Source organism: Paenibacillus donghaensis, assembly GCF_002192415.1.
GTDB lineage: Bacteria > Bacillota > Bacilli > Paenibacillales > Paenibacillaceae > Paenibacillus_AQ > Paenibacillus_AQ donghaensis.
The window spans coordinates 1,726,611-1,750,374 of the sequence record NZ_CP021780.1; the positions used below are offsets into that span (position 1 = coordinate 1,726,611).

Here is a 23,764-nt window from a genome sequence, read left to right on the forward strand (position 1 = left end):
AAGGAGAGTGAGTACATGCAGAAAGTGATAGACGTCAAAGGCTTGAAGAAAAGCTATGGAGAGCTGGAAGCGGTCAAGGGGGTGGACCTGGATGTGTATGAAGGGGAATGCTTCGGATTCCTCGGTCCCAACGGTGCGGGCAAAAGCACGACGATCAATATGCTGTGCACCATGCTGAAGCCTTCCGGCGGCAGCGCGAAGATCGGCGGCTTCGATCTGATGAAGGAGCGGGCTAGTGTGCGCGAAACGATCGGGATTATTTTTCAAGACAATACGCTGGATGAGAAGCTTACTGCCAAAGAGAATTTAATGCTTCACTGCCGATTCTATAAGGTGCCTGCGCAGGAGCGGATGACCCGGATTGACCGGGTGCTGGAAATGGTTGAACTGTCGGACCGGAAGAACAGCTTCGTGGGCACGTTCTCGGGCGGGATGAAACGGAGATTGGAGATTGCGCGGGGACTGCTGCACTACCCCAAGGTGCTTTTTCTGGATGAGCCTACCGTGGGGCTTGATCCGCAGACGCGTGCGCATATTTGGGATTATATACATAAGCTGAGGGAGGAAATTGGGATCACGATCTTTCTTACCACGCATTACATGGATGAAGCTGAAATCTGCGATAAAATTGCCATCATTGATGACGGCAGGATTATTGCCCTCGATACACCGGCCGGCTTGAAGGATGGCGTAGGGGGCGACATTATTGAGATATCTGCAGATAACAACTTGAAAGCGAAGGAAGAGCTGGAGCAGAAATATGGAAGAACGGTGAAGGAACAAGACAGCATCCTCATCTTTGAGGTTGAGAAGGGCAATGAATTCATCGCGGAATTCGTGAAGAATGCCGATTTCAGGATCACGAGCATCAATCTTAGAAGACCGACGCTTAACGATGTTTTTCTGAAACTGACGGGCAAGCAGATCAGAGATTAACTTACTACTAGGAGGCTGAATCTAATGGAAGCTGTGTATGGCTTATGGCAGAGAGCATTAATTAAGTTTATCCGTGACAAGTTTACCATCGTCAGTGCATTTGCTTTGCCCTTCCTGTTTCTGGTTGTGTTCGGAAGCGGGATGAGCGGTGCGATCAAATCGATGCTGATCGGGGCGAATGCACCACAGGAATTGGCGAAGTTTGATTTCATAGAGTTTATGTTTCCCGGCATTGTATCGATGGCCATCTTTACGGCATCCATGTTCTCCGGCTTCACCTTAATTCAGGACCGTCAGTTCGGTTATATGAAGGAAGTGCTGGTGTCCCCGGTGTCACGGGTATCCGTCGCCTTGGGAACCATTCTGGGGTGCTCGACCTCTGCGTTAATTCAAGGGCTGCTGATGCTTGTATTTGTGCCTTTTATAGGCATGTCGCTAAGCCTCGATATTGTCGTTAAGCTGCTGCTTGCGATGCTGCTTGTCTCCTTCACGCTTTCATCTATCAGTATTCTGCTGGGCTCCTTCTTTAAGAATATTCAAGGCTATCAAATGGTGGTGCAAGTCGTGCTGTATCCGATGTTCTTCTTGTCCGGGGCCTTCTTTCCTCTGAACGGGATTCCGCGGTGGATGGAAGTGATTGTGAAGCTCAATCCCATGACCTATGTTGTGGACTTCATCAAACGGATTGTACTGGATGCCGAGAATCTAAGCCCTGTGCTGAAGCAGGCGATGGGGCTTAATCTGGAAATATTCAACCATCCGGTCACAGCATGGGACGAAACGGTATTGCTGCTGGGCTTGGGGGTACTATTCACGGTGCTTGCCGCCTGGAGCTTCTCTAGGGTGGAATAATCCGATATCGCCTCCATTATTTCTCCACAGAATCCTTGCTTATGACGCGACGTCACATTGTATATTTATAGCAATGGAGGTGAAGCGTTATGAAGAAGAAGGAGCTGCTGATGGTAGGCGAGCTGGCCGAGAAGATGGGCATTACGGTCCGCACGCTGCAATATTACGACAAGGAAGGCCTGCTGAGGCCTTCGGCCACCAGTGTGGGCGGGCGGAGGCTGTATACGCAAAAAGACATGGTGAAGCTGCATCAGATTCTGTCGATGAAATTTCTGGGCTTCTCACTGGCCGAGATTAAGAATCAGGTGATCTCTCTGGATACTGCCGCCGAGGTTCTTCAAGTATTGGAGCAGCAAAAGCGGGTGATTGAGCAGCAGATCGTCCATCTGTCCGAAGCGCATACGGCGATATCCCTGCTGCAGGCAGAGGTGGGGCAGATGCAGGAGGTTGATTTCAGCAAATACGCGGATATTGTCGCCCTGCTGCGCCAGAAGAATGATGCGTATTGGGTCGTGAAGCTGTTGGACGACAAGCTGCTGACCCATATCAAGGAGCGTTACACCGGATCACCTGAGCAGGGGGCGGCCTTGTTTGAGCGGTGGCAGAGGATGTGTGACGACACGCTGTGGCTGCAGGAGCAGGGAGTTGCTCCGGGAAGCGAAGAAGGGCAGCAACTGGTGGCGCAGTGGTGGGCGATGGTGATGGATTTCACCGGCGGCGATCTGGAAATGCTGCCTGAGCTGATCAAGTTCGACCGGAACAAGCAGGGCTGGACTGCTGAGATGCAGGCGAAGCAGAATCGGGCGGATGCTTTTATCGGTGAGGCGCTGCAGATGTATTTGCAGAATCAGGGCATCGGGTTGCCGGAGCTGGAGGCACAGGGATGAACACAGTACTGCGGGTAGAAGGCCTTACCAAAAGCTATGGGGACATTACCGTACTGAAAGGGGTCAGCTTCACGGTGGGGCGCGGCGAGATATTCGGCTTGCTTGGAGCCAACGGAGCCGGCAAATCAACTTTGCTGGAATGTATTGAGCAGCTGCGCAGTATCGATAGCGGAACCATCGCGGTCGAAGGCAGAATCGGCGTCCAACTGCAGTCTGCATCGCTGCCGCCCAATATAAGGGCTTATGAGGTAGTCACTCTATTTCGCAAGTGGAGCAAGAATAAAGCGGGGACTGGAGAGGCTGAAGCTGGAGAATTTGGGCTGGAGGATCTGGGGCGCAAGCCTTATAAGGACATGTCGACGGGTCAAAAAAGAAGGCTGCATCTGGCGCTCGCGGTCATCGGTTCCCCGGATATCCTCATTCTGGATGAGCCGACGTCAGGGCTGGATGTGGCGGGCCGCTTATCGCTGCATAGCGTGATCCGCAGGCTGAAGCAGCAGGGCACAACGATTCTGATGGCCAGCCATGATATGGCAGAGGTGGAGAGCCTCTGCGACCGGCTGATTATTCTGCGGGATGGCCGGATTGCTTTCTCCGGTACGGCACAGGAGCTGACACGGAATGCTGCAGGATTAAGCCGGATCTATCTGCAGACAGAGCGGTCCCTTGCCGGGCAGGCCTTCGAGCAATGCCGCTACGAAGGGGAAAGGCAGGGCTATTCCTTGTACTCCGCAGGCAATCTGCGGGATGCCTTGCTGGAGCTGCTGACTACGGCTGAACAGCAGGAGCTCGCTGTGCTTGATGTGCGGATTGCCCATGCCACCCTTGAGCAGCGGTTTATGGAACTGGCATCTGCAGGGGAGGGGGAGCATTGAACGCCTTTGTTTATGGGACACTGCTGCAGTGGAAACTTGATCTGAGGAACAGAAACGTGCTGCTCACTTATTATGTGGTTCCACTTATTTTTTTTGGCTTCATGGGCGGGATATTCACTACGATCAATCCCCAGGCCAGGGATACGCTGATTCCGTCTATGCTTGTGTTTGGGATCACTATGGGGGCGTTGCTGGGCGCACCAGTGCCGCTGGTGGAGGTCTATGGCAGCGGGGTCAGCAGAGCCTATAAAGTCGGCGGTATCCCCTTGTGGGTAGCTGCGGCCACGAATCTCATCTCTGCGTGTATCCATCTGCTGCTGATGAGTATGGTGATTGTCCTGCTGGCCGGGCTGGTATTTGGCGCTGTGCTTCCTGACCATCCGCTATGGTTTATAGCGCAGCTGGCTTTTTTTATTCTGATCAGCCTGACGCTGGGTACACTTCTCGGCTTGTGCTTTCACAGTGCTTCCAGGCTGACCATGGCATCACAGCTGTTGTTTCTCCCTTCGATTATGCTCTCCGGGATTATGTTCCCTGCCCGGCTACTGCCTGATGTGCTGCAAGGTGCAGGCTGGCTTCTTCCGGCGAGCTGGGGGTTCGGGCTGCTGCAGCAGAATGGCCATGCCGGCAGTGCGGTGACGGCGCTGCTGGCGATTGCAGCCACCGTACTTATATTGTCCTGCTGGCGGCTTGTACGTATGCAGTCTGATTAGCCCCTTGCAGGCTTATCTTCAATTCTGAGGCGCTTTTTCCGAAATAAAGGTATACTGTTTATAGTTTTAGTCCCCATTTTTCGGAGGAGGCGCCACTAGTGTCTGAATTTATTTATGAGCATTTGTATCGGTTTTCTTCCATCGGCTTTGCGGTGGTTTCCATCCATGATGGGTCCATGGTTCATGCCAATCCTGCACTTTGCAGGATGTTTGGCTACTCGGAGGCGGAGCTTCAGGAGCTTCGTTATCTGCATGTTGCCGACCCGGAAGGGAAGCATACGGCTGATCATGATTTGATAATGAAATATTTGCAGCAGGAGCCCGGAGCATCCGTGGACAAAGAGAAACGTTTCGTGTGCAAGGACGGAAGTGTCATCTGGGCGGCTGTGCATGTCTTCCTGATGTTTAAGGAGGGCACCTGCGAGCCGCTGCATATGATTGTGGAAATGTCCGACATAACGGGCCGCAAGCTGGCCGAGAAGAAACTGCACGATAATCAGCACCTGTACAATCTGATTACGGAGAACACCCCTGATATGATCTTCTTCGGTGAGGCAGACGGGACACTGCATTACGTCTCTCCATCCGTAGAACGGTTGCTGGGCTATTCACCCGATGAGATGATCGGAACCAAACGCCTGGTATATTACCATGAAGAAGATGTGCCCGAAATGGTGGAGGAGGGCAATTTATACGCTGATAATGAAGTGTTTACGCGCCGAGTTCGCCATAAGGACGGACATTATCTGTGGATCGAAAGCTCCTTCCAGGTGCTGCGCGGAGAGAATGGCGAGGTGGAGCAGGTGATGACGATTGCCCGCGACGTGACGGAACGCCACCGCATGGAAGACCAGCTGCGCGAGAGTGAGAACCGCTATAAGTCTTTATTTGAATATAATCCATCAGCGATCAGCGCAATGAATCTTGCCGGTATTACACTCTCGGTCAATGCCAGCCTGCTGCAGCTGACCGGCTATTCCCGTGAGAGTCTGCTGTATTCCGACTACCACGAAATTATGGACCCGAAAGAGCTGGAGACCGTGAATGAGCGGTTCCGGCTTGCTGCAGCTGGGAAAGCACAGACCTTTGAGAGCACACTGATCCACCGGCAGGGGCATGCGGTGGAGGTAAGTCTTATTTATGTGCCGATAATGGTAAACCATCTGGTGACCGGCGTATTCGGCATTATCAGCGACATTACAGAACACAAGCGCCATCTTCAGCAGATTGAAGAGCTTAGCAACGAGCATGCCCTGATTCTAAACTCGGTGTCCGAAGGAATCTTCGGGATGAATCTGGAAGGGGCCACGATGTTCATCAACCCGGCTGCCGCCAGCATGCTTGGATTCGATCCCGGCGAATGGTCAGTGAGCCGCCAGCTGCAGACTATCCATCAGACCTGGCTGGACCATGACAAGTATACGGGAATCCAGAAGACCCTGATGGACGCCCTGCCGGACAATCATTCGTTTGAAGAGCGGGAGGGAGTGTTCTGGAGGCAGGACGGCTCCAGCTTCCTGGTCAAATACCGGCTGACGCCGCTGTTTGACAACGGGGTGCGCAAGGGCACGGTGGTGGTCTTCCGTGATATTACGGAAGAGAAGGATATTGTGCGGGCCAAGGAGTCAGCGGAGCAGGCGGACCGGGCCAAGTCGGAGTTCCTGGCCATTATGAGCCATGAGCTGCGTACGCCCATGAACGGAATCATCGGCATGACTGATCTGCTGTCAGGCACGGAGCTGAATGAAGAGCAGCAGTATTATACCCAGATCATCACCAAGAGTGGTGAAGCGCTGCTGCATATTCTGAATGAGGTGCTCGATTTCAGCAAGATTGAAGCCGGGATGATGACCGTGGAGCAGCAGCTGGTGGACCCGGGTCTGGTGATGCAGAGTGTAGTAGAGCTGTTCTTGCCGAAGCTGGATGAGAAAGGGATCACCCTAATCAGCGAGCTGGACCCGGCGTTGCCGGCGCTGGTGCTGACCGATGAAGCCAGGCTGCGCCAGATCCTGGTCAATCTGCTGGGCAATGCCGTTAAGTTCACCGATCAGGGGGAAATCAGCCTGTCTGTGACGCTGGAAACGCCCCCTGGTGCGGCTGAGACGGTCATCAAATTTACGGTCAAGGATACCGGAATCGGCATCCCGCTGGCGAGTCAGGGGCTGCTCTTCCAATCCTTCTCCCAACTGCATCCATCCATTAACCGCAAATACGGCGGAACCGGCCTCGGGCTGGCGATCAGCAAGAAGCTGGCTGAGCTGCTTGGCGGGAGCATTGGCGTGTTCAGCCGTGAAGGGGAAGGTGCGGAGTTCTATTTCACCGTGCAGGTTGCGCTGCCCGGAGAGGACCGGCTTCCTGAGGCTGCCAGCAAGCAGGAAGCGACAGCCCCAGGCAATAAGCAACCAGACGAATCCTCGGACCAGGGCGTCTATGGGCCGCTCAGCATTCTGATTGCCGAGGATCATCCGGTGAATCAGCAGCTGCTGCGGGCTTTCCTGAAGAAACGGGGATATACCGCCGATTTGGCCCTGAACGGAGAAGAAGCGGTGCAAGCCGTATTGTCCCGCTCGTACGATCTCGTGTTTATGGATGTTCAGATGCCGGTGATGGATGGGATAGAGGCTACGGGAATTATCCGTGAGCAGTTGGGATTGTATCCGGTCATTATCGCTGCCACGGCGTTTGCCAGAAAAGAAGATAAGGAGATGTGCTTGAAGGCCGGCATGCAGGACTTCATCTCCAAACCGATCCGGATCAGTGAGCTGGACCGGGTGCTGAAGGAATGGTCGGGCCGCATCCGGAGATGATTACGGCTGGAGCAGCTGCTCCAGGCTGGCGGCGGAGTCGGGTTCAGTGTAGAGATAGGGAACTGCCGGCTCCGGAATCGGCAGAATCTTAGCCGCGCTAATCTGCAGCATCTCCCGGCCTTCATATTGTACAATCTGAAGCTTGCCCCGAACCTCAATCCAGGTGTCGGCGGGCAGGCTTTTTTGCTGTCCCGGATCAACCAGAATGCCCAGCGGGGCCGCGTCTGCTGTACAGCAATGTACCAGGAAACGGGCGGCGGTGAAGGTGTTGTCCGCGTCCCTAGGCTCATGAGGATACAGGAAGCCGGTAAAGGTAACCTCCCGGCCTGCCAGCAGCTGCTCATCCGCAGGAAGGAGCGTGAGGCCTTTAGAGGCGGCGGCTGTGCTTAGAAGAGTACGGTCAGGCAACAGGTAGCCCAGCAGCAGCGGGATGAGAAATAGCGCATATAACGCGGCGCTTCTCCATACAGAACGGGGGAGACGCTGTTCACAGTCGCACAGCGCGCTGCTCCGTCCAGAGACGGCCTGCAAGGCCAGGCTGAGTGCCATGGGCACCAGCAGGACCGGGCAGAGCTTCACCCAGCGCGCGAGCTTCGGTGTTACATAATAGAGCAGCGCGTTATGTTCGGCAAGCTGGGCGATATACAGGGCCAAGGCCAGCAGCAGGACCGACCTGAACAGATAATGAACCCGGATGCTGCGGGAGTTGTTCATGAACAGAACCTCCTGGGAGCGGCTGCTCACAGCCATGCGGACAATAGCACGGAGCCGATAAATACACCGCTGAAGATAAGGAAAAACAGGTAGAGCGCAAACTTGGTTTTGAACAGGGACAGCAGCATCAGCGAATTTTTGAAATCAAGCATCGGCCCCAGCACCATGAATGACAGTAGGGATCCTGCCGGAAATTGATGCAGAAAGGTGGAAGCCACGAAGGCATCCGAAGTCGAGCAGAGGGATAACACAAAGGCAAGTCCCATCATGAACAGATAAGAGCCGAGGGGCTTTGCCCCGATGGCGGTCAAGCTGCTGTGTGTCATAAATGTCTGGATTCCCGAGGTCAGCAGGCAGCCGATCAGCAAATATTTGCCCATTTCAAAAAACTCGTCCGACGTATGCACCAGCACTGCGGCCAGCTTCCCGCCCCTCGCGCTCAGCGGATGGCCCTCGCCTCCCTGCTGCTGCATGGTCAGGCGAAGCGGTGATTTGCGGACGGTGACATAAATGATTAGCCCTGTAATAAACGCGACGGTAAAGGCGAGCCCCATCCGGGCATAGGCCAGCTCGGGGTGGCCGCGCAGCGCGGTTAGGGTTGCCCCGAATACCACCGGATTGAGGATCGGACCGGACAGAATAAACACAATCGCCACATACACGGGCATGCCCTTGTGGATCAAACGGCGTACAAGCGGAATCATCCCGCATTCGCATACCGGCAGCAGGATGCCAAGCAGACATGCGAACAGAATGGCAAGCAGCGGCTGCCGCGGAATCCAGCGCGAGATCCAGGCATCGGGCACGAATACACGCAACAGCGAAGAGAGTAGTGCTCCCGCCAGCACAAACGGCAGAGCTTCCAGCAGGATGCCGATCAACGCCGTTTTGAACATGACGGCATAATCGTTGTTCAGCAGCCTGGCGGCGCCTGAAGCTAAGGGGACGCCGTGGATAACCACCAGTACAAGCAGCAGTGTGGCGGGCAGCAGCAGCGGGAAGAACTTATTCCTGACCAAAGAGATCACAGCATGGACTCCTTTCTGCAGCGTGCACTATCCGAACAACGCTTTCCAGCGCACGTCCAGCTGCGCTTCATTCAGGTTCATGCCGATACAGACCACATAAGGTGCTCCAGGGTAACTGGAATCCTCCCAGTGGGTGCGTTCACCTGCGTACTGCACCAGTTGGACAGCCTCCCGGCCTTCAATCCGGACATGTCCTTTGGCGCGAAGCAGACTGCTGCCGCATTGGTCGAAGAAGGCTTCCAGGCGATGGCTGTCCAACTGGGCATCTCCCGCCGGAAAAGTTAAGGTTACAGCCGCAACCTGCGAGAAAGAGGGATCATGTCTCTCCTCGGAAGGGCTGACTGCAGTTGCCGCACGGGCTGTGGCGACAGGGGCCGGCACAGCACTGGTGAAGGTCTGCGGCGCACGCTGCACCGGAGAACCGACCCTTGCCTTGGGAATAATCCCAGTCAGCAGGGGAGCCAGATTAATCGTGCTGTAGTGGGTAAACACGATATCAGACCGTGGATTATATTTGCGGATCATCTTTTCGATGCCCCATAGCACCTCCTGCTCGACAAGATCGCTTTTGTTGACAATGATTACGTCTCCGGTCGCCAATTGGCTGCGGAGCGTCCGAACCAGCTGTTTGTCGGCAGACAGTCGGCTATTATACTCCAGGGCATGGTAGGCATCCACCACGGTCACCGTTGCCCGGTGCGCCATCCAGTCCCGGAGGGAGGGCTGCAGCAGCGTGCCGGTGATTTCTGCCGGATCGGCAACTCCGGTCAACTCAATATAGATCACATCCGGCCGCCGTCTCACCAGTACAACGAGCGCCTGCTCCAACTCCTCCTTGCGGCTGCAGCAGATGCAGCCGTCCAGCAGCTTTTGTACAGCGGTGCCGGTATGCTCCTGAACGATATAGCCGTCCACATCCCGCTGCCCCAGCTCATTCATCACCACTCCCGGGGTGAGCCCCCGCTTCGCACTTTCCTTCAACAGGGAGAGCAGCAGCGTGGTCTTGCCGCTCCCCAGAAATCCGCTGATGATAATTACCGGTATTCTCATGTTCTCCACTCCTGTCCGATTCGCTTATCCGGCCTGCTCCTGTTGATATAATCTCATCTATACGTAGGTTGTCCGCTCGAAAGACCAGAAAGTTAGTCTGCAAAGGCAAGGTTGACAAAGTGAGGGGCTAAAGAGTAGAATGTGTTAATCGTAATAATTACGAATTAAACACAGAGGAGTTGTGTCCTGACATGAGAGTTATCGTTACCTTGGCCTGCACCGAGACGGGCGACCGCAACTATACAACAACCAAGAATAAGAGAAATCATCCGGAAAGGCTGGAGCTGAAGAAATATTGCCCCCGCCTGAGAAGAGTGACCCTGCACCGAGAAACCCGTTAAGCCGCCCTAAGGAGGAGAAAAGAAATGAACAGAATTCCCGTTACTGTGCTCAGCGGTTACCTGGGCTCCGGCAAAACAACAGTGCTGAATCACATTCTGCACAACAAGGAAGGCCTGCGAGTGGCTGTAATTGTCAATGATATGAGTGAAGTGAATGTAGATGCCAATCTCGTAAAGTCAGGAAATACGCTCTCCAGAACCGAAGAGAAGCTGGTGGAGATGTCCAACGGCTGCATCTGCTGTACCCTGCGCGATGACTTGATTGTTGAAGTGCAGAAGCTGGCTGCCGAAGACCGGTTTGATTATATCCTGATTGAGTCGTCGGGGATCAGCGAGCCTGCTCCGGTTGCCCAGACCTTTACCTATGCCAACCCAGAGCTGGACATTGACCTGACTGAACTGGCGCGGCTGGATACCCTTGTCACCGTCGTTGACGCCAATCGTTTCTGGCATGATTTCGCTTCAGGCGACAGTCTGCTTGAGCGGGGCCAGACGGCCGGAGAAGCCGATTTCCGCGATATTGTCGACCTGCTGATCGATCAGATCGAAACCTGCGATGTGCTGCTGCTGAACAAATGCGATCTGGTGGAGGAGCAGGAGTTAAACAAGCTGGAAGCTGTGCTGCGCAAGCTGCAGCCTGCAGCCAAGATCATCCGCACCGTCAACGGCAGCATCTCTCCCGCAGAGCTGCTGAATACCGGCCGCTTCGATTTCGAGCGGACCAGCATGTCCCCGGGCTGGATCGCCGAGCTGAACAAGGAAGAGCATATTCCTGAAACTGAGGAATATGGCATCGGTTCTTTTGTGTACCGGCGTAGAATACCGTTCCACCCGCAGCGGCTGGACCAATTCTTACGCGACTGGCCTGAGGAGGTCGTACGGGCCAAGGGGCTGGTCTGGCTGGCCGCAGACGGGGATCTGGCAGCCACGCTGAGCCAGGCCGGACCTTCGATCCAGTTCGGGGCTGCGGGCTACTGGCTGGCGACACTGCCACTAGAGGAGCAGCAGGAAGTGCTGGACAGCGAGCCGGAAGTAAGAGCCAGATGGGACAAGACATGGGGCGACCGGATGAACGAGCTTGTCTATATCGGTGTAGGGATGAATCAGGAGGAGATTGAGGCGCGGCTGGACCGCTGTTTGTTGACCTCAGAGGAAATGACCGAGGACTGGACTGCCTATGAGAATCCGCTTCCCTGGCCGTCAGAGCAGCTGCGGGCAGAAGTAATGGAATAGCCGAATAGAAACGCTGATAATAACTATTGAAGGAGACTCAACGATGGCTAAACAATCCAAGCTGGCCAAACAGCTGCAGAGACAGCAACAGGTAGCTAAGTATGCGTTGAGAAGAGGGGCGCTGAAGGCCGCCGGAGATTACCTGGCGCTGTAGAAGCTGCCGCGTGATTCCTCGGCCACCCGGCTGATGAACAGATGCCAGGTAACCGGCAGAGCGCGGGGATACCTTGGCAAGTTCAAGGTTTCACGGATTGTCTTCCGTGAATTGGCCCATCAGGGCTTGATTCCGGGGATCACCAAGTCAAGCTGGTGACCTCTTCACATACAAGGCCTGCGGGAATCATCTGATTCCCGCAGGCCTTGTTGTTGTATAGGAGTATATTGAGAATTTGAATGCTAATTGCTTCCAAAATGGGGATGTGGTGAGGATATGGGAGAATTGCTACCGTTAAGTAACTTCTTAACGCTCTCCGAGTGGGTAGCATCAAGAAGTTTGTGTAAAAGAGTAAAGGTATCTTCTCAGGTCAAGTTTATGGGTGGAGAGGTTGTTAGGGGTGGGGGATCCCTAACAACCTGGTGGATCAGTCGTTCTAGGAGTAATATACTCGGAATTAGTTGCAGATTTGGTTACTGCTTAGAACCCATGCCCTCCGATATACGTTTCAATTTGCTAAGGAGTAACCCGTAGGTGGCTATGGGGATAAACTACCGCTAATCCTCGGCTAACGTTCCGTTGCTATCGTATATGGGGACAGGGACAAGTTGCCGCTAAATCGTCCGTGGAGCCTATTGTAGAGCAGATGGTGCGTGGTTAGTGGTAGAAATTCCCTATAACCACCTTGAATCCGCAATTTGAGATTAATTAGCCGTAGGGATTCCCTATACTCTGGTCCCACTGGGAATGTAGAGTGCTGCTCTGGAGCCTTCAGAGAAATTAGATGCAAAACTGCATCTAATTTCAGATGAAACTGTGGTTATCGGACAAATAAGTGCGAATCTGCAACTATTTTCGAGAAAATTGCTTCTTGAGCGCTCCAAATCCCAAATTAGATGCGTTTTCGCACTTATTTGCTCTAAAACGGAAAAAACCGATGAATTAGATGCGTATTCGCACTTAAATCGGTGGCTGCAGATTTGTGTGGCGATCAAGAAGCTTACTCTTTGATGCTTCTATCTTTCGGAGGCCCCAGCAGTAACCGGAGTTGCGCTTATTTTCCTTCTAATGGTCGTTTCGGCCGAATTAAGTTGCAGTTCCGCATTTAATTACTCGGAAGGCTGTAGGGCAGACTCTAAATCCTGGCTGCAACCTAAGTAGTTAACGTTTTTGTTGTTAAGATCTCGCGCATTCCGCAGGAACAGCCCGCTTTAGCGCAAAAGGTCTTGCGCATTCCGAAGGAACAGCCCGCTTTTGCCTTACTCCCCGGTGCGCATCCCGTAAGGGATAGCGGGCTCGCCCATGCGGCGTCCAAGCGGTCCCGCAGGGATAAGCGCTCTTCCGCCCCAGCCGCCTAATCACCGTACCGCCAGGCTCATTCGCCAAACTTGCCGGTGTCCAGAGGGTGCAACCCTTTGGGGCCCTCCCTTGGAAGGGAGGGTTTGGGAGGGATCGAATCACCTCAGAACAAACCAATAAAACACCCCCGCAATCACAAACCGGTAGATCGCGAACCATTCCAGCCGCAGACGCTTGATCAGCTTCAGGAACGTTACGACGGCAATCATGGCCACCACGAAGGCCACCACGAAGCCGACCAGCATTAGGATAAGATCATCAGAGGTCAACAGGCTTCGGCTGTCATACAGATCCAGACTTGTAGCTCCGAGCATCACCGGAACCGAAATCAGGAAGGTGAAATCCGCAGCCGCCTTCTGGCTGGTGCCGAGCAGCATCCCTCCTGAAATGGTTGAGCCAGAGCGGGAGAAGCCCGGCCATAGGGAGAAGCATTGAAACAAGCCAATCCCAAAAGCTTGTCTATAAGTAATATCGTCGGTGTTATCTGAAGTTGTTTTCCGTTTCGCACGGGCCGCGATAATCATCAGCACCCCGCCGGCAATCAGCCCGATCAGCACAGGCGCCGAGCCGAACAACCTGCTCTTGATCAGCTCTTTGAAGCTGAGGTACATCACCAGCGCCGGAACCATCGCAATTCCCAGATGAAGCGCGTTCAGCCGGTTCTTAGTGTTGAAATCCAGGGACAGCAATCCTCGCAGCAGAGACATGTATCTATTCCAATAGAGGACAAGTACGGCCAGAACAGCCCCCAGTTGAATGACAATCATGAAGGTGACCGCCGACTCGCCCTCGAAGTTTAGCAGATCGCCGGCCAGGATCAGATGCCCGGTGGAGGAGATCGGCAGAAACTCGGCCAGCCCCTCCACAATACCCAGCAGCACAGCACAGATATATTCGTACATTAATTCACATCCACCTTTCTGAAATAGAGCAGGGTGGCGATACATCCACCAACCGACATTGCGGCAATGATCCCATAGGAGACGGCAGCCGGATATGTGGGCAATAGAGTGCCTTGGGCAATATCAAAGGCAGCGGTCCAGGGGACAAGTCCGCGGTGCTCCGAATTATAGGCCAGTACATTGATCAGTGTAATCGACAGGGCGAAGATAATCGGCGGCACATAGTTTTTCATCATGACCGTAATCAGAATCACAGGGGTGGACAGCGCAAACAGAAACAGCCCGGCCAGCACAAACGCGCTTAGCGAGTGCAGGATCAGCGAACCGCTGAGGCCTCCAAACCCGCCAAGCAGCCCGAGCAGCAGCGTGAGCACCCAGGCGACAAGTGACAGGAGCAGAATCCAGAGCATCAGCATCAGCATTTTGCTAAGCATCAATGTAGTGCGGCCTACCGGAAGGGTGAGCAGATTCTCCAGGGTGTTCTCCACATATTCACGGTTGAACAGGTAGGCTGTAACTACGGTATAGAGCGGCACTCCGATTAACAGCACCGTATACATACTGGTGTTGTAGAACAGCACGGCCAGATCAGCCGGTTCGTTGTGGATTTCTGAATGTTTGTTAATGTAGAAGGCCAACACGACCATAATAGGGGCAATAGCTGCACCGAGCAGACTGAGCAGCAGCATTCTGGAGCGTTTCAGCTTCAGCAGTTCGGCGGCGAGCAGATTAACCAATGGTGCCACCTCCAACCAGCTTCGTAAAATAGTCCTCCAGCCGTTCTTCCTTCATAACAAGCTTGTACACATCCAGCTCCTGCTCAACAAACAGCCGGTTCAGCTGCGCCTGCTGATCAAGTGCGCTGTAGATGCGGATGATCCCTTGCGGATGGACCTCGTAGTCCATAATCCCGCAATGCTGCTCCAGCAGCAGGGCTGCCTTGTTGTCGTCCGACACCTGGAACTCCAGATATCGGCGGCTCAGTGAACGGATCTGTGCGGTGTCCATTTCCTCCAGTAGCCGGCCTTCATGAATAATGCCGATCCTATCCGCAAGCTGCTCTATCTCGGACAGAATATGGCTGGAGATCAGAATCGTAATCTTCCGCTCATGGGCCAGCTGCCGGATCAGCCGCCTCATTTCGCGGATTCCGATCGGGTCAAGGCCATTGGTCGGCTCATCGAGAATCAGCAGCTCGGGGTCATGCAGAAGCGCTCGGGCAATGCCTAGCCGCTGCTTCATTCCGAGCGAATAGTTGCCAACCAGCTTGCGTGTCTGCTGATGGAGATCTAGCAGCTCCAGGGCTTCATCTATAGCATTTTTTCTGACCGTACCCATAATTCTGGTGTTGATCAGCAGGTTCTCACGGGCGGTAAGATTCTCATAAAAGCCCGGAATCTCGACCATGGAGCCTATGCGCGACAGATTCTGTTTATGACGGACGGTGAGCGGCTCCCCAAACAGCTCCACTTGACCGGCGGTAGGCCTTATCAGGCCAAGCAGCATGCGGATGGTCGTGGTTTTGCCGGCGCCGTTGCGGCCGAGGAAAGCGTAGATTTCTCCCTGGCGAACCGTCATATTCAAGTTATCTACCGATTTTTGTTGGCCGTAGATTTTGCTAAGACCGACAGTACGGATCATGATATTCACTTGCACACCTTCTTCCTTCGGGTCTGATACCCATTCTAAAGAAGCGGATTGAACTGGGGCTTATCTATTTCTTAACTGTTTCTTAAAATATAAGAAAGTCTAAGTTTCATCTGATCCTTTTTCCTTCGATTTAACACTTCTAGCTTGCTTCATGCCGGGGAAAAGAAATCGCAAACGCTGTGCGGTCCCACGGTCTGCTGTCAGCCTCAATGCTGCCGCCGTTCTGCTCCACCAGCGCTTTGGCGATCGCCAGGCCCAGCCCGCTGCCCGCTTCAGCCGATTCTCTTGCGGACTGGCTACGGTAGCTCCGCTCAAAAATATGCAGCAGCTCTGCCTCCGCAATCCCGGGTCCCTGGTCCCAGATGACCAGTCTCCAGCAGTGGCCGGCTTCTACGAGGTGTACGCCCAGCACCTTGCCTGCACTGCCATACAGCGCCGCATTGTCCAGCACATTGCGTAATACTCTCAGCAGGCTAAGCTGGTCTGCCCGGATCAGGCAGGGTTCCTCCGGCAGCTGGACCGTCAGTTCCAGCCCGCGGCGGCGCAGCTCCGGCAGCAGCTCAATCAGCGCTTCCCTGGCCAACTCGGCATAATCCAGCAGCTCCGGCTGCTGCGGCATTTCGTCGGCATCCAGCTTCGCCAGGGTGAACAGATCCTCCACCAGCAGCTTGAGCGCATTTGATTTGGCGGCAAGGATCTCCAGATAAGCCTGCTTGTCCTGCACAGAGGCGAACACCTCATCTTTCATGGCATCGATATAGCCGATAATCGAAGTCAGCGGTGTACGAATGTCATGGGAGATGGCGGAGAGCAGACTTTTGCGTGAAGCCTGCGAGCGGACGGCCTCCTGCTCCATTCGTTCCAGCCGCCGCAGCAGCTCGTTGATATCGTAGATGATTTCATTCCACAGTCTGTCTTCCGTGGCGAAGAAGCGCAGCTTGATAGGGCCTTCGGCGGCGCGAGCCAGCCCGGCCTTCAGCTGCTTCAGGTTACTGCGGGTGCGCAGCGTATTCATAATTAGCAGGCAGCCAAGCGCGGCAAGCATCGACAGCAGCACATACCCCGCCAGCGGCGAGGCGTTGCCTGTAATCATCAGACCGGCATACAGGGCAATCAGAGCAACCTGTACAATCAGCAAGGATAACGTCCTGGAAAGATTCATTCCGGTTCACCCGAGAATCTGTAGCCAATGCCCCAAACCGTTTGAATAAAATGCGGATCGGACGGATCGTCTTCAATTTTTTTGCGCAGCTTGCGGATATGGACCATGACCGTATTGTCGTCTTTGATATAGCTGCTGTCCCAGATACTGCGGAAGAGCTGGGTTTTGGTGAATACCTGCTCTGGCCGGGAGGCCATGAATTTCAGCAGCTCGAATTCCTTGGCCGTCAGGGCTATTTCTGCGCCATTTTTATGGACCGAATAGGACCTGGAGTCAATCGTCAGCCCTTTGAACACCAGCTGTGGGGATTCCGGCTGGTTCTGCTCGTTGCCCAGCACCATGAACCGCCGCAGGAGCGCCTTGACTTTGGCGACAACCTCATTGATGCTGAAGGGCTTGATCATGTAATCGTCAGCGCCCATACTGAGGCCGAGGATTTTCTCCACTTCATGATCTTTGGCGGTCAGCATCAGGATGGGCACGTTTGAGCTGTTGCGCACTCTGCGGCAGACCTCAATTCCGTCTACACCAGGCATCATGATATCCAGAATCACCAGACTGTAGCTTCTCTGGCCGAATAGCCGGAGCGCTTCTTCACCATCCGCCGCGGTATCGACCTGATACAGCTCACGTTCCAGGTAAGCTCTCAGCAGCTCGCGGATTTCCCGATCATCCTCGGCAATCAGCACTCGTACGTCGCTCATAGGCTTTTCCTCCTTTTAGTAGATCTACCAGATAAGCTGGATCGTCGGTAACTATATCATAATTAATATTTTGCGTTCAAGAACCAGTAGTTTATGATATTTAGATATAGGTACTAATTAGGAAGGAGCACAAGTAATGAATAAATGGATCGAAGAAATCACTCTGAACACCTGGCCTGCCGAGCAGAGCGTGCTGCTGAACGGCTGGGTGCTGCGGACGTCATCCGGGTACACGAAGCGGGCCAACTCTGTGAATCCGCTATATGCTCCTGAGCGCTCCGGGATGGGAGCCGATGAGCAGTTTAAATATGCAGAGGCCTATTATCAGGCGGCAGGTCTGGTGCCGGTATTCAAAATCACACCGTTCATCCAGCCCGAAGCACTAGACGGCATGCTTGAGCTTCGCGGCTACCGCAAGGTTGAGCCGTCCTCAGTGCGGGTACTGGATCTCAAGCAGGTGCCCTCCATCACCGGCTCTTCTCTAACCGTACATATAGAGGATCACCTGAATGAAGAATGGCTGTCTGTCTTCTCCGAACTGGCTGAACTGACTGCGTCTAACAGGGACACCCTTCGTAGAATGCTCAGCGCTTCGTCGTTGAAGCAGGGATATGCTGTGGTTGCTGTGGAGGGCATACCGGCGGCCTGTGGCCTCGGTATTCTGCAGCGGGGATATCTCGGATTGTACGATATTGTTACAGCGCCTGCCTATCGGAGGACGGGGCTGGCAGTGGGGCTGATTAAGGGGCTGCTGCAGTGGGGAATGGAGCGGGGCGCTTCTGGCGCTTTTTTGCAAGTACTGAAGAACAACAGCGGAGCCTCGGCGCTCTATGACAAGCTGGGCTTCAAGGAGATTTATAACTATTGGTACAGAGTGTGGGATAATACATGACAACTGACAACAGTGTGAATGAATATTGGAGCGGGCGGTTTGCGCGTGAGGGAATGATCTGGGGCAGTGAGCCGAGTCCTACGGCGCTTGTTGCAAGGGACTGGTTCAGCAGTGAAGGTGTACAATCGGTGCTGGTCCCGGGAGCGGGCTACGGGCGGAATACGAAAGTGTTCTCCGCAGCGTTTGGGACCTGGGGGGTCGAGCTGAGTGAAGCTGCGCTGACCCTTGCCCGGGAATGGGACCCGCTTAGCCATTTTATTCTGGGGTCGGCATTGGATGCGGACCTGATAGAGCCGGTGGACGCGGTCTATTGCTATGGTGTGCTGCATTTATTCCTCGAGGAGGACCGCCGGAGACTGGTGGAGAGCTGTCTGCAGCAACTGAAGCCTGGTGGACTGCTCTATTTTGCCAGCTTTGCGGCCGAGGACCCGAATAACGGCTGCGGCCGGCAGCTGGAGCCGGGAACATATGAATATAAGCAGCACAAATACGCCCATTTCTTCAGTGATGCTGATCTGAGGGCGCAATTTGCAGATACTGATATTCTGGGCACGGAGCTGCACAGAGAGGTGCTGCAGGGAGTGCTGGGAGACAGCCACGAGTACCTCCTGCGGTCGATCACTGCGCGCAAACCCCGCTATGCAGCCTTGAGACTATAGAGTCTCACAATCCGCAAACAGGATATGGCGCGGAATGCGGAAGAAATCCTCAGCTTTCTCCTGCAGGGTCTGGGAGGGCATCAGGCTGTAATGCAGCCATTTGCGGAACGTGCCGGGATGTACTCCGATCCAGATGCTGACATCGGTGACAGAGAAGTCATACACCATGCAGAGGCCGGTCAGAATGATATTGCTGTGCGGCGCTCCGGACAGGTTTCTTCTCATAAACCGTGACGGCGTAGGCTGGCAGACGATTGGACTCTGGCGCACCAGTGCTTCGTTGAACAGGACATGAGCCGGGTAGCCCAGCAGACGGCAGGCCTTGTCCCTGTTGTTGCTGGAGGGAATTCTGCCCTCATACACCCAGGCGCTTACGCTGCGCGAGGAGACAGAGAGCTCCTCCGCCAGACGGGACAGCTTCATGTCCTTCGCCATCAGGACGGCAAGCAGAACCCGGTTGCGGATTTGACTGCGGGTGGGACGGCGGAAACGTTTGACACGGACACCCTGCCCTAGGTATTTGCGGTTGATCAGGGACCATGCCTGAATCTTATGAGGTTCTGGCTGATTATTGGACATACTTCCTCCGAACTTGGTTAAGATTTATGAATTTATGTACTCCATGTCATCTATTCCATTTGGTTTATACTACAATACTTTGAGGGGATGCAGCAATGGATAATCCTGTTACCTGGCTTGACGCTGCCTAAGTTCCTTTCAGAACGGTTAGTCTTATGATATATTTTTAGTAACCATTTTACAATATTGACGCAAAGGGGTTTATCCAAGTGATTAAACATATCGTGTTCTTTAAGTTAAAAGACCGCTCAGCTGAGCAGGTGGAAGTCACAGCACAGGTGCTGCGCAATATGGAGGGTCGAATTCCGCAGCTGATCTCCATTGAGGTGGGGACGGACATCCTTCATTCCGAACGTTCCTTTGATCTGGCACTTGTGACCGTGGTTGCAACGCTTGAGGATCTGCAGGCTTATCAGGTTCACCCGGCGCATAAGGAAGTCATTGCCCATATCAACGAAGTGAAGGAATTGTCGATCGTTGTAGATTACGAAGTGTAGCAGCCGGCCCAAGCCGGACTATCCTAGGACGGGAGCAGTGAGCGGAATGCGCGAGCTTGAATACCCGATGGAAGCGTTAACTTACCTGATAGTGTTTCTAGCGGCTTCCTTCATCATGCTGTTCTGGCTGAAACGCCGCGGCAGACGGGGCAAGTAGCCTGTTGGGCAGCCTGCAGAGCCTATCTCCACACTATTATCGATCTGGAGGTCATGTGATTGTATTATGTCAACCGGCAGCAAATTGAATTGATCCTGGAGCAAATTCCTGATTTGGCAAATGGGCTCCGCTCGGCAGTGGGTTCCTGGGACGGCAGCTTAATGCTCGGGCTGGTGCAGGAGCGCTGCCTTCATCTGGCAATTGAAGTGGTAACCGATACGGGCAGCTGTCTGATTGACGGATTCATTATGCGTGACGCGGGCAGCTATGAGGATATTATCTCGATTATTCACGAGGAGCGGGTGTTTGCGGATAAGGAGATGTATGCACAGCTAATCGAACTGGTGGCCTTGCGCAAACCGCTGGTGCAGGATTATTATCTCTGGGACCGCAGCAGTCTTCATCCGCTCAGTCTGGTGATTCCCGGGCTTCTGGAGCAATTTGCTTCCGAGGTCAGAGGTTATCTGGACCAGGAGCTGGGCAGCCGGGCTGAGGCATAGAGCAGGCACGGAAGCGAATTCGGGTTATTGCTTAATGTAATACCACTACAGGCGACAGCCGGGAAAGAGAGGGGTTCCTTTGATGATACAAAAGGGGCAGGAAAGCGGATCAACCAGGCGTTTGATTATGACGCTCCTGAAGACAAAAGGACCACTGACCATCGGCGCGCTGGCAGAAGAACTGGGAATTACTGAGATGGGGGTGCGCCGCCATGTACTGCAGCTGGAGCAGGATGGGCTGGCGAAGACCAAGGTAGTCCGTCAGGCGATGGGAAGGCCGCTCCATGTCTACTCCCTGACCGAGCGTTCGGAAGATTATTTCCCCAAAAGCTATCACAATCTGGCGCTTGAACTGCTGCGCGAGCTGGATCACGGGAGCGGTGTGGAAGCTGTGAATGTACTGTTTGAAGGCCGCCGCCGCCGGATGCTGGCAGAGTATGCTCCAATGATGGAGCAGCGGAATCTGGAAGAGCGGGTAGCGGAGCTGTCCTCGATTCAGAATGCCGGAGGTTATATGGCAGAGTGGAGCCGCACGGAGGATGGCAGCTTCGAGATGCGTGAATACAATTGTCCCATCCGTCAGGTGGCTACCCAATACCGCAAAGCCTGTCAATGTGAGCACAACCTGTTCGAGGAGCTGCTGGATGCCAAGGTGAAGCGCAGTGAATGCATGGCCGAAGGCGGCCAATGCTGCCGCTACGAGATCACGCCGGTAAGAGAAGGAGATATTTCTGCTGGCACTTCCAAATAAGTCACAGGACAGACTCTCTTTGCTTATGATATAGCAGATCAGAACTGGGCATTAGCCCGGTCGCCGTCATTCGAAGCATACAATCAATTAATAAGGAGAGATGTAACCATGAAGAAGGATTCTAAAGGATTGCTGTGGGGACTGCTGGCAGGAGGTATACTGGGTTCGGTGACCGCGCTGCTGTTCGCGCCCAAGCCGGGCAAGGCGCTGCGCCAGGATATTGCCGAAGGCACAGCAGCAGGCGTGGAGAAGGTACAGGAGCTTGCGGCCCAGGCCAGCGACAAAGGCGTGGAAATCTACGATAAAGCCAAAGATACGGCGCTGCTGGTAGTAAGCGAGGTCAAGGAATGGACCAACAAATGTACAATTGACACAGATGAGGAAGTGAAGCTTGCCGTCAGCGGGATCGACGAAGCTGCGGAAGAAGTGGCGGCCGATGAAGCAGAAGCAGGTACGGAAGAGGACGGAACGGATCATGGAGACAACAGTCCGAACCTGTAGAAGGATCTGCCGGGTTGCGGCAATTAACGATAAGAAGCCGCTTGCCGCATCTGGCGGAAAGCGGCTTTTGCCATAAAGGTCTTGCGCATTCCGCAGGAACAGCGTGCTTTTGTGTTGCTGCTTGTACTCCTTATAAAAAGAATTATGCAGATTCTGTTTCATCTTTAGGGAGCCGAACAATTAGTTGCGAAACTGCATCTATTTAACCGATTTTTGCCGTTTTGGAGGAAATAAGTGCGAATCCGCATCTATTTTAGACTTTAGAGTGTTCCAGGAGTGATTTAATCGGAATTAGTTGCAGATTTGCACTTATTTTCCTGCTAATGGACGTTTTGGCCGAATTTAGTTGCAGTTTTGCATCTAATTATTGAGAAGAGGGCAGACTCTAAATCCTGGATAGAACCTGAGTAGTAACGTTTTTGCCGTTAAGATCTTGCGCAATCCGAAGGAACAGCCGGCCTTTGACCTTAGCCCCCGGCGTGCATCCCGTCAGGGATAGCGGGCCAGCCCATGCGGCGTCCAAGCGGTCCCGCAGGGATAAGCGATCCAAGCACCCAGCCCCCTAATCACAGTGCCGCCAGACTCCTTCGCCAAGTTTGCGGGAGTCCAGAGGGTGCAGCCCTTTGGGGCCCTCCCTTGGAAGGGAGGGTTTGGGAGGAATCGATCAGCAACATATGTCTTGAACTGGAACCGCAAATGGAGTAATATCTGCAATTGGGGCTGAAAGACAGGTACCTTTTCTTTCTGCCTTACATAAGCTACACAAAACAAGTAGAAGAAAGCGGTGTGTTCGTGCAGCAAGCTATAGCAATATTAGACTCTGGTGTGGGAGGGCTTACGGTTGTCAAGGAAGTGATGAGACAACTGCCGAGGGAGAAGATCATTTACTTCGGAGATACGGCCCGAGCTCCGTACGGACCCCGTTCGACTGAGGAAGTAACGTTGTTTACCGAACAGATTGTGGACTATTTAATTCAATTTAATCCCAAAATGATTGTGATCGCCTGCAATACGGCAACAGCTGCGGCTCTTGACTATATTTCAGCCAAAGTAAACATCCCGGTAATCGGAGTGATTCATCCCGGAGCACGCGCCGCCATCAGTGCGACCAAAAGCGGTCAGGTAGGCGTGATTGGCACCATCGGCACGATTGGCAGCGGGGCCTATACGGCTGCGCTGAAGCAGCTGTCTCCGTTCGTCCAGGTGGTTAGCCAGGCCTGTCCGACGCTTGTCCCGCTGGTGGAGCAGGGAATGTTCCGCTCAGAGGAGAGCCACAAGGCAGTTGCCGATTCCCTCAACGGAATGAAATATGAGCCGATTGATACCCTGATTCTGGGCTGTACCCATTATCCGTTTCTGATTGACCTGATCGGCGGGGTTATGGGTCCTGGAGTGAAGCTGATCAGCTCTGCGGATGAGACGGCACGCGAGATCAGCACGATTCTGTACGACAAGGGCAAGCTGTCCAGCGGAGACGAAATTCCGATCCACCAGTTCTTCTGCAGCGGAGACGCCGAGATGTTCCAGCGGATTGCCCGTGACTGGCTGGGAGAGCAGATTAAGCGGACGCCTGTGGTTTGGCAGGTTTCTACCCTGTAAACCGATAACCGGTGTGAGATGAATAGGGACAACCTCCTATTGTACCGACAATCATTCCAGTCTGTCCCAAAAGTAGTTTCTACGACATATACAGTTCCTCTTCATTCTAAAAACCACAAAAAGCCAGCAAAGCAGCGGGAATCCGTCGATCTTTGGTGTACACTGGTACGCCAGAATAAATTGATTTTCGGTTCCGAGCTGTACATGATATCCGGGTTTGAGCTGACTATTTCGCCTGTGGTCTTCTTTCATGCGCATGAAG

General features: G+C 53.8%; 25 protein-coding genes and 1 pseudogene. 16 read left to right on the forward strand and 10 right to left on the reverse strand.

What is annotated here, in order from left to right; translation table 11 throughout:
- Positions 1-15: 15 nt before the first annotated feature.
- From B9T62_RS07095 to B9T62_RS07120, 6 genes are all read left to right on the forward strand, one after another.
- The gene (locus tag B9T62_RS07095) at positions 16-936 is read left to right on the forward strand and encodes an ATP-binding cassette domain-containing protein (protein ID WP_087914621.1); all 921 of its coding nucleotides are present in this window, start codon (positions 16-18) and stop codon (positions 934-936) included.
- Positions 937-960: 24 nt separating this feature from the next.
- A complete protein-coding gene (locus tag B9T62_RS07100; protein ID WP_087914622.1) occupies positions 961-1,788 on the forward strand; it encodes an ABC transporter permease in 828 nt (275 codons plus the stop codon).
- Between the two features lie 89 nt (positions 1,789-1,877).
- Positions 1,878-2,675, forward strand: a complete 798-nt coding sequence (locus B9T62_RS07105) for a MerR family transcriptional regulator (RefSeq protein ID WP_087914623.1) — start codon at positions 1,878-1,880, stop codon at positions 2,673-2,675.
- On the forward strand, positions 2,672-3,550 hold the full coding sequence (locus B9T62_RS07110) for an ABC transporter ATP-binding protein (RefSeq protein WP_087914624.1): 879 nt from the start codon (positions 2,672-2,674) through the stop codon (positions 3,548-3,550). Before B9T62_RS07105 ends, B9T62_RS07110 begins: the two co-directional genes overlap by 4 nt.
- On the forward strand, positions 3,547-4,263 hold the full coding sequence (locus B9T62_RS07115) for an ABC transporter permease (RefSeq protein ID WP_087914625.1): 717 nt from the start codon (positions 3,547-3,549) through the stop codon (positions 4,261-4,263). The genes B9T62_RS07110 and B9T62_RS07115 overlap by 4 nt, the downstream gene beginning before the upstream one ends.
- A 98-nt stretch (positions 4,264-4,361) precedes the next feature.
- Complete coding sequence (locus B9T62_RS07120; protein ID WP_245864375.1) at positions 4,362-7,070, forward strand: PAS domain-containing hybrid sensor histidine kinase/response regulator; 2,709 nt, start codon at positions 4,362-4,364, stop codon at positions 7,068-7,070.
- Here B9T62_RS07120 and B9T62_RS07125 read toward each other — a convergent pair whose 3' ends face one another.
- The 3 genes from B9T62_RS07125 to B9T62_RS07135 are packed head-to-tail and all read right to left on the reverse strand — an operon-like array spanning position 7,071 to position 9,862.
- On the reverse strand, positions 7,071-7,784 hold the full coding sequence (locus tag B9T62_RS07125) for a TIGR03943 family putative permease subunit (protein WP_157685496.1): 714 nt from the start codon (positions 7,782-7,784) through the stop codon (positions 7,071-7,073). It lies immediately after the preceding gene.
- 26 nt (positions 7,785-7,810) lie between these two features.
- Positions 7,811-8,812, reverse strand: a complete 1,002-nt coding sequence (locus B9T62_RS07130) for a permease (RefSeq protein WP_245864376.1) — start codon at positions 8,810-8,812, stop codon at positions 7,811-7,813.
- A gap of 27 nt (positions 8,813-8,839) precedes the next feature.
- On the reverse strand, positions 8,840-9,862 hold the full coding sequence (locus B9T62_RS07135; RefSeq protein WP_087914627.1) for a CobW family GTP-binding protein: 1,023 nt from the start codon (positions 9,860-9,862) through the stop codon (positions 8,840-8,842).
- Between the two features lie 191 nt (positions 9,863-10,053).
- Between B9T62_RS07135 and rpmG the strand changes: the two genes are divergently transcribed.
- From rpmG to rpsN, 3 genes and pseudogenes are all read left to right on the forward strand, one after another.
- Complete coding sequence (gene rpmG, locus B9T62_RS07140; RefSeq protein WP_087914628.1) at positions 10,054-10,203, forward strand: 50S ribosomal protein L33; 150 nt, start codon at positions 10,054-10,056, stop codon at positions 10,201-10,203.
- A 24-nt stretch (positions 10,204-10,227) separates the two neighbouring features.
- Positions 10,228-11,436, forward strand: a complete 1,209-nt coding sequence (locus B9T62_RS07145; protein WP_087914629.1) for a GTP-binding protein — start codon at positions 10,228-10,230, stop codon at positions 11,434-11,436.
- Between the two features lie 43 nt (positions 11,437-11,479).
- Positions 11,480-11,749 (forward strand): annotated as a pseudogene (gene rpsN / locus B9T62_RS07150) (30S ribosomal protein S14).
- A gap of 1,298 nt (positions 11,750-13,047) precedes the next feature.
- On the opposite strand, the gene B9T62_RS07155 reads toward rpsN, so the two are convergent.
- The 5 genes from B9T62_RS07155 to B9T62_RS07175 form a co-directional block, all read right to left on the reverse strand.
- Entirely contained in the window at positions 13,048-13,851 is an 804-nt protein-coding gene (locus tag B9T62_RS07155; RefSeq protein ID WP_087914630.1) for an undecaprenyl-diphosphate phosphatase, read from the reverse strand.
- Positions 13,851-14,588 carry an ABC transporter permease gene (locus tag B9T62_RS07160; protein WP_087914631.1) on the reverse strand — a complete coding sequence of 246 codons (738 nt, stop codon included), beginning with the start codon at positions 14,586-14,588 and terminating at the stop codon, positions 13,851-13,853. Before B9T62_RS07160 ends, B9T62_RS07155 begins: the two co-directional genes overlap by 1 nt.
- The gene (locus tag B9T62_RS07165; RefSeq protein WP_087920169.1) at positions 14,581-15,492 is read right to left on the reverse strand and encodes an ABC transporter ATP-binding protein; all 912 of its coding nucleotides are present in this window, start codon (positions 15,490-15,492) and stop codon (positions 14,581-14,583) included. The genes B9T62_RS07160 and B9T62_RS07165 overlap by 8 nt, the downstream gene beginning before the upstream one ends.
- Before the next feature lie 148 nt (positions 15,493-15,640).
- Positions 15,641-16,663: a sensor histidine kinase gene (locus B9T62_RS07170; RefSeq protein WP_087914632.1), complete on the reverse strand. Its 1,023-nt coding sequence runs from the start codon at positions 16,661-16,663 to the stop codon at positions 15,641-15,643.
- The gene (locus B9T62_RS07175) at positions 16,660-17,367 is read right to left on the reverse strand and encodes a response regulator transcription factor (RefSeq protein WP_087914633.1); all 708 of its coding nucleotides are present in this window, start codon (positions 17,365-17,367) and stop codon (positions 16,660-16,662) included. Before B9T62_RS07175 ends, B9T62_RS07170 begins: the two co-directional genes overlap by 4 nt.
- Before the next feature lie 136 nt (positions 17,368-17,503).
- Here B9T62_RS07175 and B9T62_RS07180 point away from each other — a divergent pair, with 136 nt between their 5' ends.
- Together B9T62_RS07180 and B9T62_RS07185 are read left to right on the forward strand one after the other, a co-directional pair.
- Complete coding sequence (locus B9T62_RS07180; protein WP_087914634.1) at positions 17,504-18,259, forward strand: GNAT family N-acetyltransferase; 756 nt, start codon at positions 17,504-17,506, stop codon at positions 18,257-18,259.
- Positions 18,256-18,918, forward strand: a complete 663-nt coding sequence (locus tag B9T62_RS07185) for a class I SAM-dependent methyltransferase (protein ID WP_245864377.1) — start codon at positions 18,256-18,258, stop codon at positions 18,916-18,918. The genes B9T62_RS07180 and B9T62_RS07185 overlap by 4 nt, the downstream gene beginning before the upstream one ends.
- On the opposite strand, the gene B9T62_RS07190 is transcribed toward B9T62_RS07185, so the two are convergent.
- On the reverse strand, positions 18,913-19,497 hold the full coding sequence (locus B9T62_RS07190) for a helix-turn-helix domain-containing protein (protein WP_087914635.1): 585 nt from the start codon (positions 19,495-19,497) through the stop codon (positions 18,913-18,915). The genes B9T62_RS07185 and B9T62_RS07190 overlap by 6 nt on opposite strands.
- 209 nt (positions 19,498-19,706) lie before the next feature.
- Between B9T62_RS07190 and B9T62_RS07195 the strand changes: the two genes are divergently transcribed.
- The 4 genes from B9T62_RS07195 to B9T62_RS07210 all read left to right on the forward strand — a co-directional run bounded on the left by B9T62_RS07195 (position 19,707) and on the right by B9T62_RS07210 (position 21,903).
- Entirely contained in the window at positions 19,707-19,994 is a 288-nt protein-coding gene (locus tag B9T62_RS07195; protein ID WP_087914636.1) for a Dabb family protein, read from the forward strand.
- A 216-nt stretch (positions 19,995-20,210) separates the two neighbouring features.
- Positions 20,211-20,651: a DUF86 domain-containing protein gene (locus tag B9T62_RS07200; RefSeq protein WP_087914637.1), complete on the forward strand. Its 441-nt coding sequence runs from the start codon at positions 20,211-20,213 to the stop codon at positions 20,649-20,651.
- An 82-nt stretch (positions 20,652-20,733) separates the two neighbouring features.
- On the forward strand, positions 20,734-21,402 hold the full coding sequence (locus B9T62_RS07205) for a helix-turn-helix transcriptional regulator (protein ID WP_087914638.1): 669 nt from the start codon (positions 20,734-20,736) through the stop codon (positions 21,400-21,402).
- Positions 21,403-21,510: 108 nt separating this feature from the next.
- Positions 21,511-21,903: a YtxH domain-containing protein gene (locus B9T62_RS07210; protein ID WP_087914639.1), complete on the forward strand. Its 393-nt coding sequence runs from the start codon at positions 21,511-21,513 to the stop codon at positions 21,901-21,903.
- Positions 21,904-22,288: 385 nt separating this feature from the next.
- Here the strand turns inward: B9T62_RS07210 and B9T62_RS38795 are convergent, their stop codons facing one another.
- On the reverse strand, positions 22,289-22,453 hold the full coding sequence (locus B9T62_RS38795; protein ID WP_157685497.1) for a hypothetical protein: 165 nt from the start codon (positions 22,451-22,453) through the stop codon (positions 22,289-22,291).
- Between the two features lie 242 nt (positions 22,454-22,695).
- Between B9T62_RS38795 and racE the strand changes: the two genes are divergently transcribed.
- Positions 22,696-23,502 carry a glutamate racemase gene (gene racE, locus B9T62_RS07215; protein ID WP_087920171.1) on the forward strand — a complete coding sequence of 269 codons (807 nt, stop codon included), beginning with the start codon at positions 22,696-22,698 and terminating at the stop codon, positions 23,500-23,502.
- Positions 23,503-23,764: the final 262 nt, after the last annotated feature.

What these genes read in the sequence shown, in the direction of transcription:
- B9T62_RS07095 (WP_087914621.1), top strand. Translation starts at nt 16, where the DNA reads ATGCAGAAAGTGATAGACGTCAAAGGCTTGAAGAAAAGCTATGGAGAG.
- B9T62_RS07100 (WP_087914622.1), top strand. Translation starts at nt 961, where the DNA reads ATGGAAGCTGTGTATGGCTTATGGCAGAGAGCATTAATTAAGTTTATC.
- B9T62_RS07105 (WP_087914623.1), top strand. Translation starts at nt 1,878, where the DNA reads ATGAAGAAGAAGGAGCTGCTGATGGTAGGCGAGCTGGCCGAGAAGATG.
- B9T62_RS07110 (WP_087914624.1), top strand. Translation starts at nt 2,672, where the DNA reads ATGAACACAGTACTGCGGGTAGAAGGCCTTACCAAAAGCTATGGGGAC.
- B9T62_RS07125 (WP_157685496.1), bottom strand. Translation starts at nt 7,784, where the DNA reads ATGAACAACTCCCGCAGCATCCGGGTTCATTATCTGTTCAGGTCGGTC.
- B9T62_RS07135 (WP_087914627.1), bottom strand. Translation starts at nt 9,862, where the DNA reads ATGAGAATACCGGTAATTATCATCAGCGGATTTCTGGGGAGCGGCAAG.
- rpmG (WP_087914628.1), top strand. Translation starts at nt 10,054, where the DNA reads ATGAGAGTTATCGTTACCTTGGCCTGCACCGAGACGGGCGACCGCAAC.
- B9T62_RS07145 (WP_087914629.1), top strand. Translation starts at nt 10,228, where the DNA reads ATGAACAGAATTCCCGTTACTGTGCTCAGCGGTTACCTGGGCTCCGGC.
- B9T62_RS07155 (WP_087914630.1), bottom strand. Translation starts at nt 13,851, where the DNA reads ATGTACGAATATATCTGTGCTGTGCTGCTGGGTATTGTGGAGGGGCTG.
- B9T62_RS07165 (WP_087920169.1), bottom strand. Translation starts at nt 15,492, where the DNA reads ATGATCCGTACTGTCGGTCTTAGCAAAATCTACGGCCAACAAAAATCG.
- B9T62_RS07170 (WP_087914632.1), bottom strand. Translation starts at nt 16,663, where the DNA reads ATGAATCTTTCCAGGACGTTATCCTTGCTGATTGTACAGGTTGCTCTG.
- B9T62_RS07175 (WP_087914633.1), bottom strand. Translation starts at nt 17,367, where the DNA reads ATGAGCGACGTACGAGTGCTGATTGCCGAGGATGATCGGGAAATCCGC.
- B9T62_RS07180 (WP_087914634.1), top strand. Translation starts at nt 17,504, where the DNA reads ATGAATAAATGGATCGAAGAAATCACTCTGAACACCTGGCCTGCCGAG.
- B9T62_RS07185 (WP_245864377.1), top strand. Translation starts at nt 18,256, where the DNA reads ATGACAACTGACAACAGTGTGAATGAATATTGGAGCGGGCGGTTTGCG.
- B9T62_RS07190 (WP_087914635.1), bottom strand. Translation starts at nt 19,497, where the DNA reads ATGTCCAATAATCAGCCAGAACCTCATAAGATTCAGGCATGGTCCCTG.
- B9T62_RS07205 (WP_087914638.1), top strand. Translation starts at nt 20,734, where the DNA reads ATGATACAAAAGGGGCAGGAAAGCGGATCAACCAGGCGTTTGATTATG.
- B9T62_RS07210 (WP_087914639.1), top strand. Translation starts at nt 21,511, where the DNA reads ATGAAGAAGGATTCTAAAGGATTGCTGTGGGGACTGCTGGCAGGAGGT.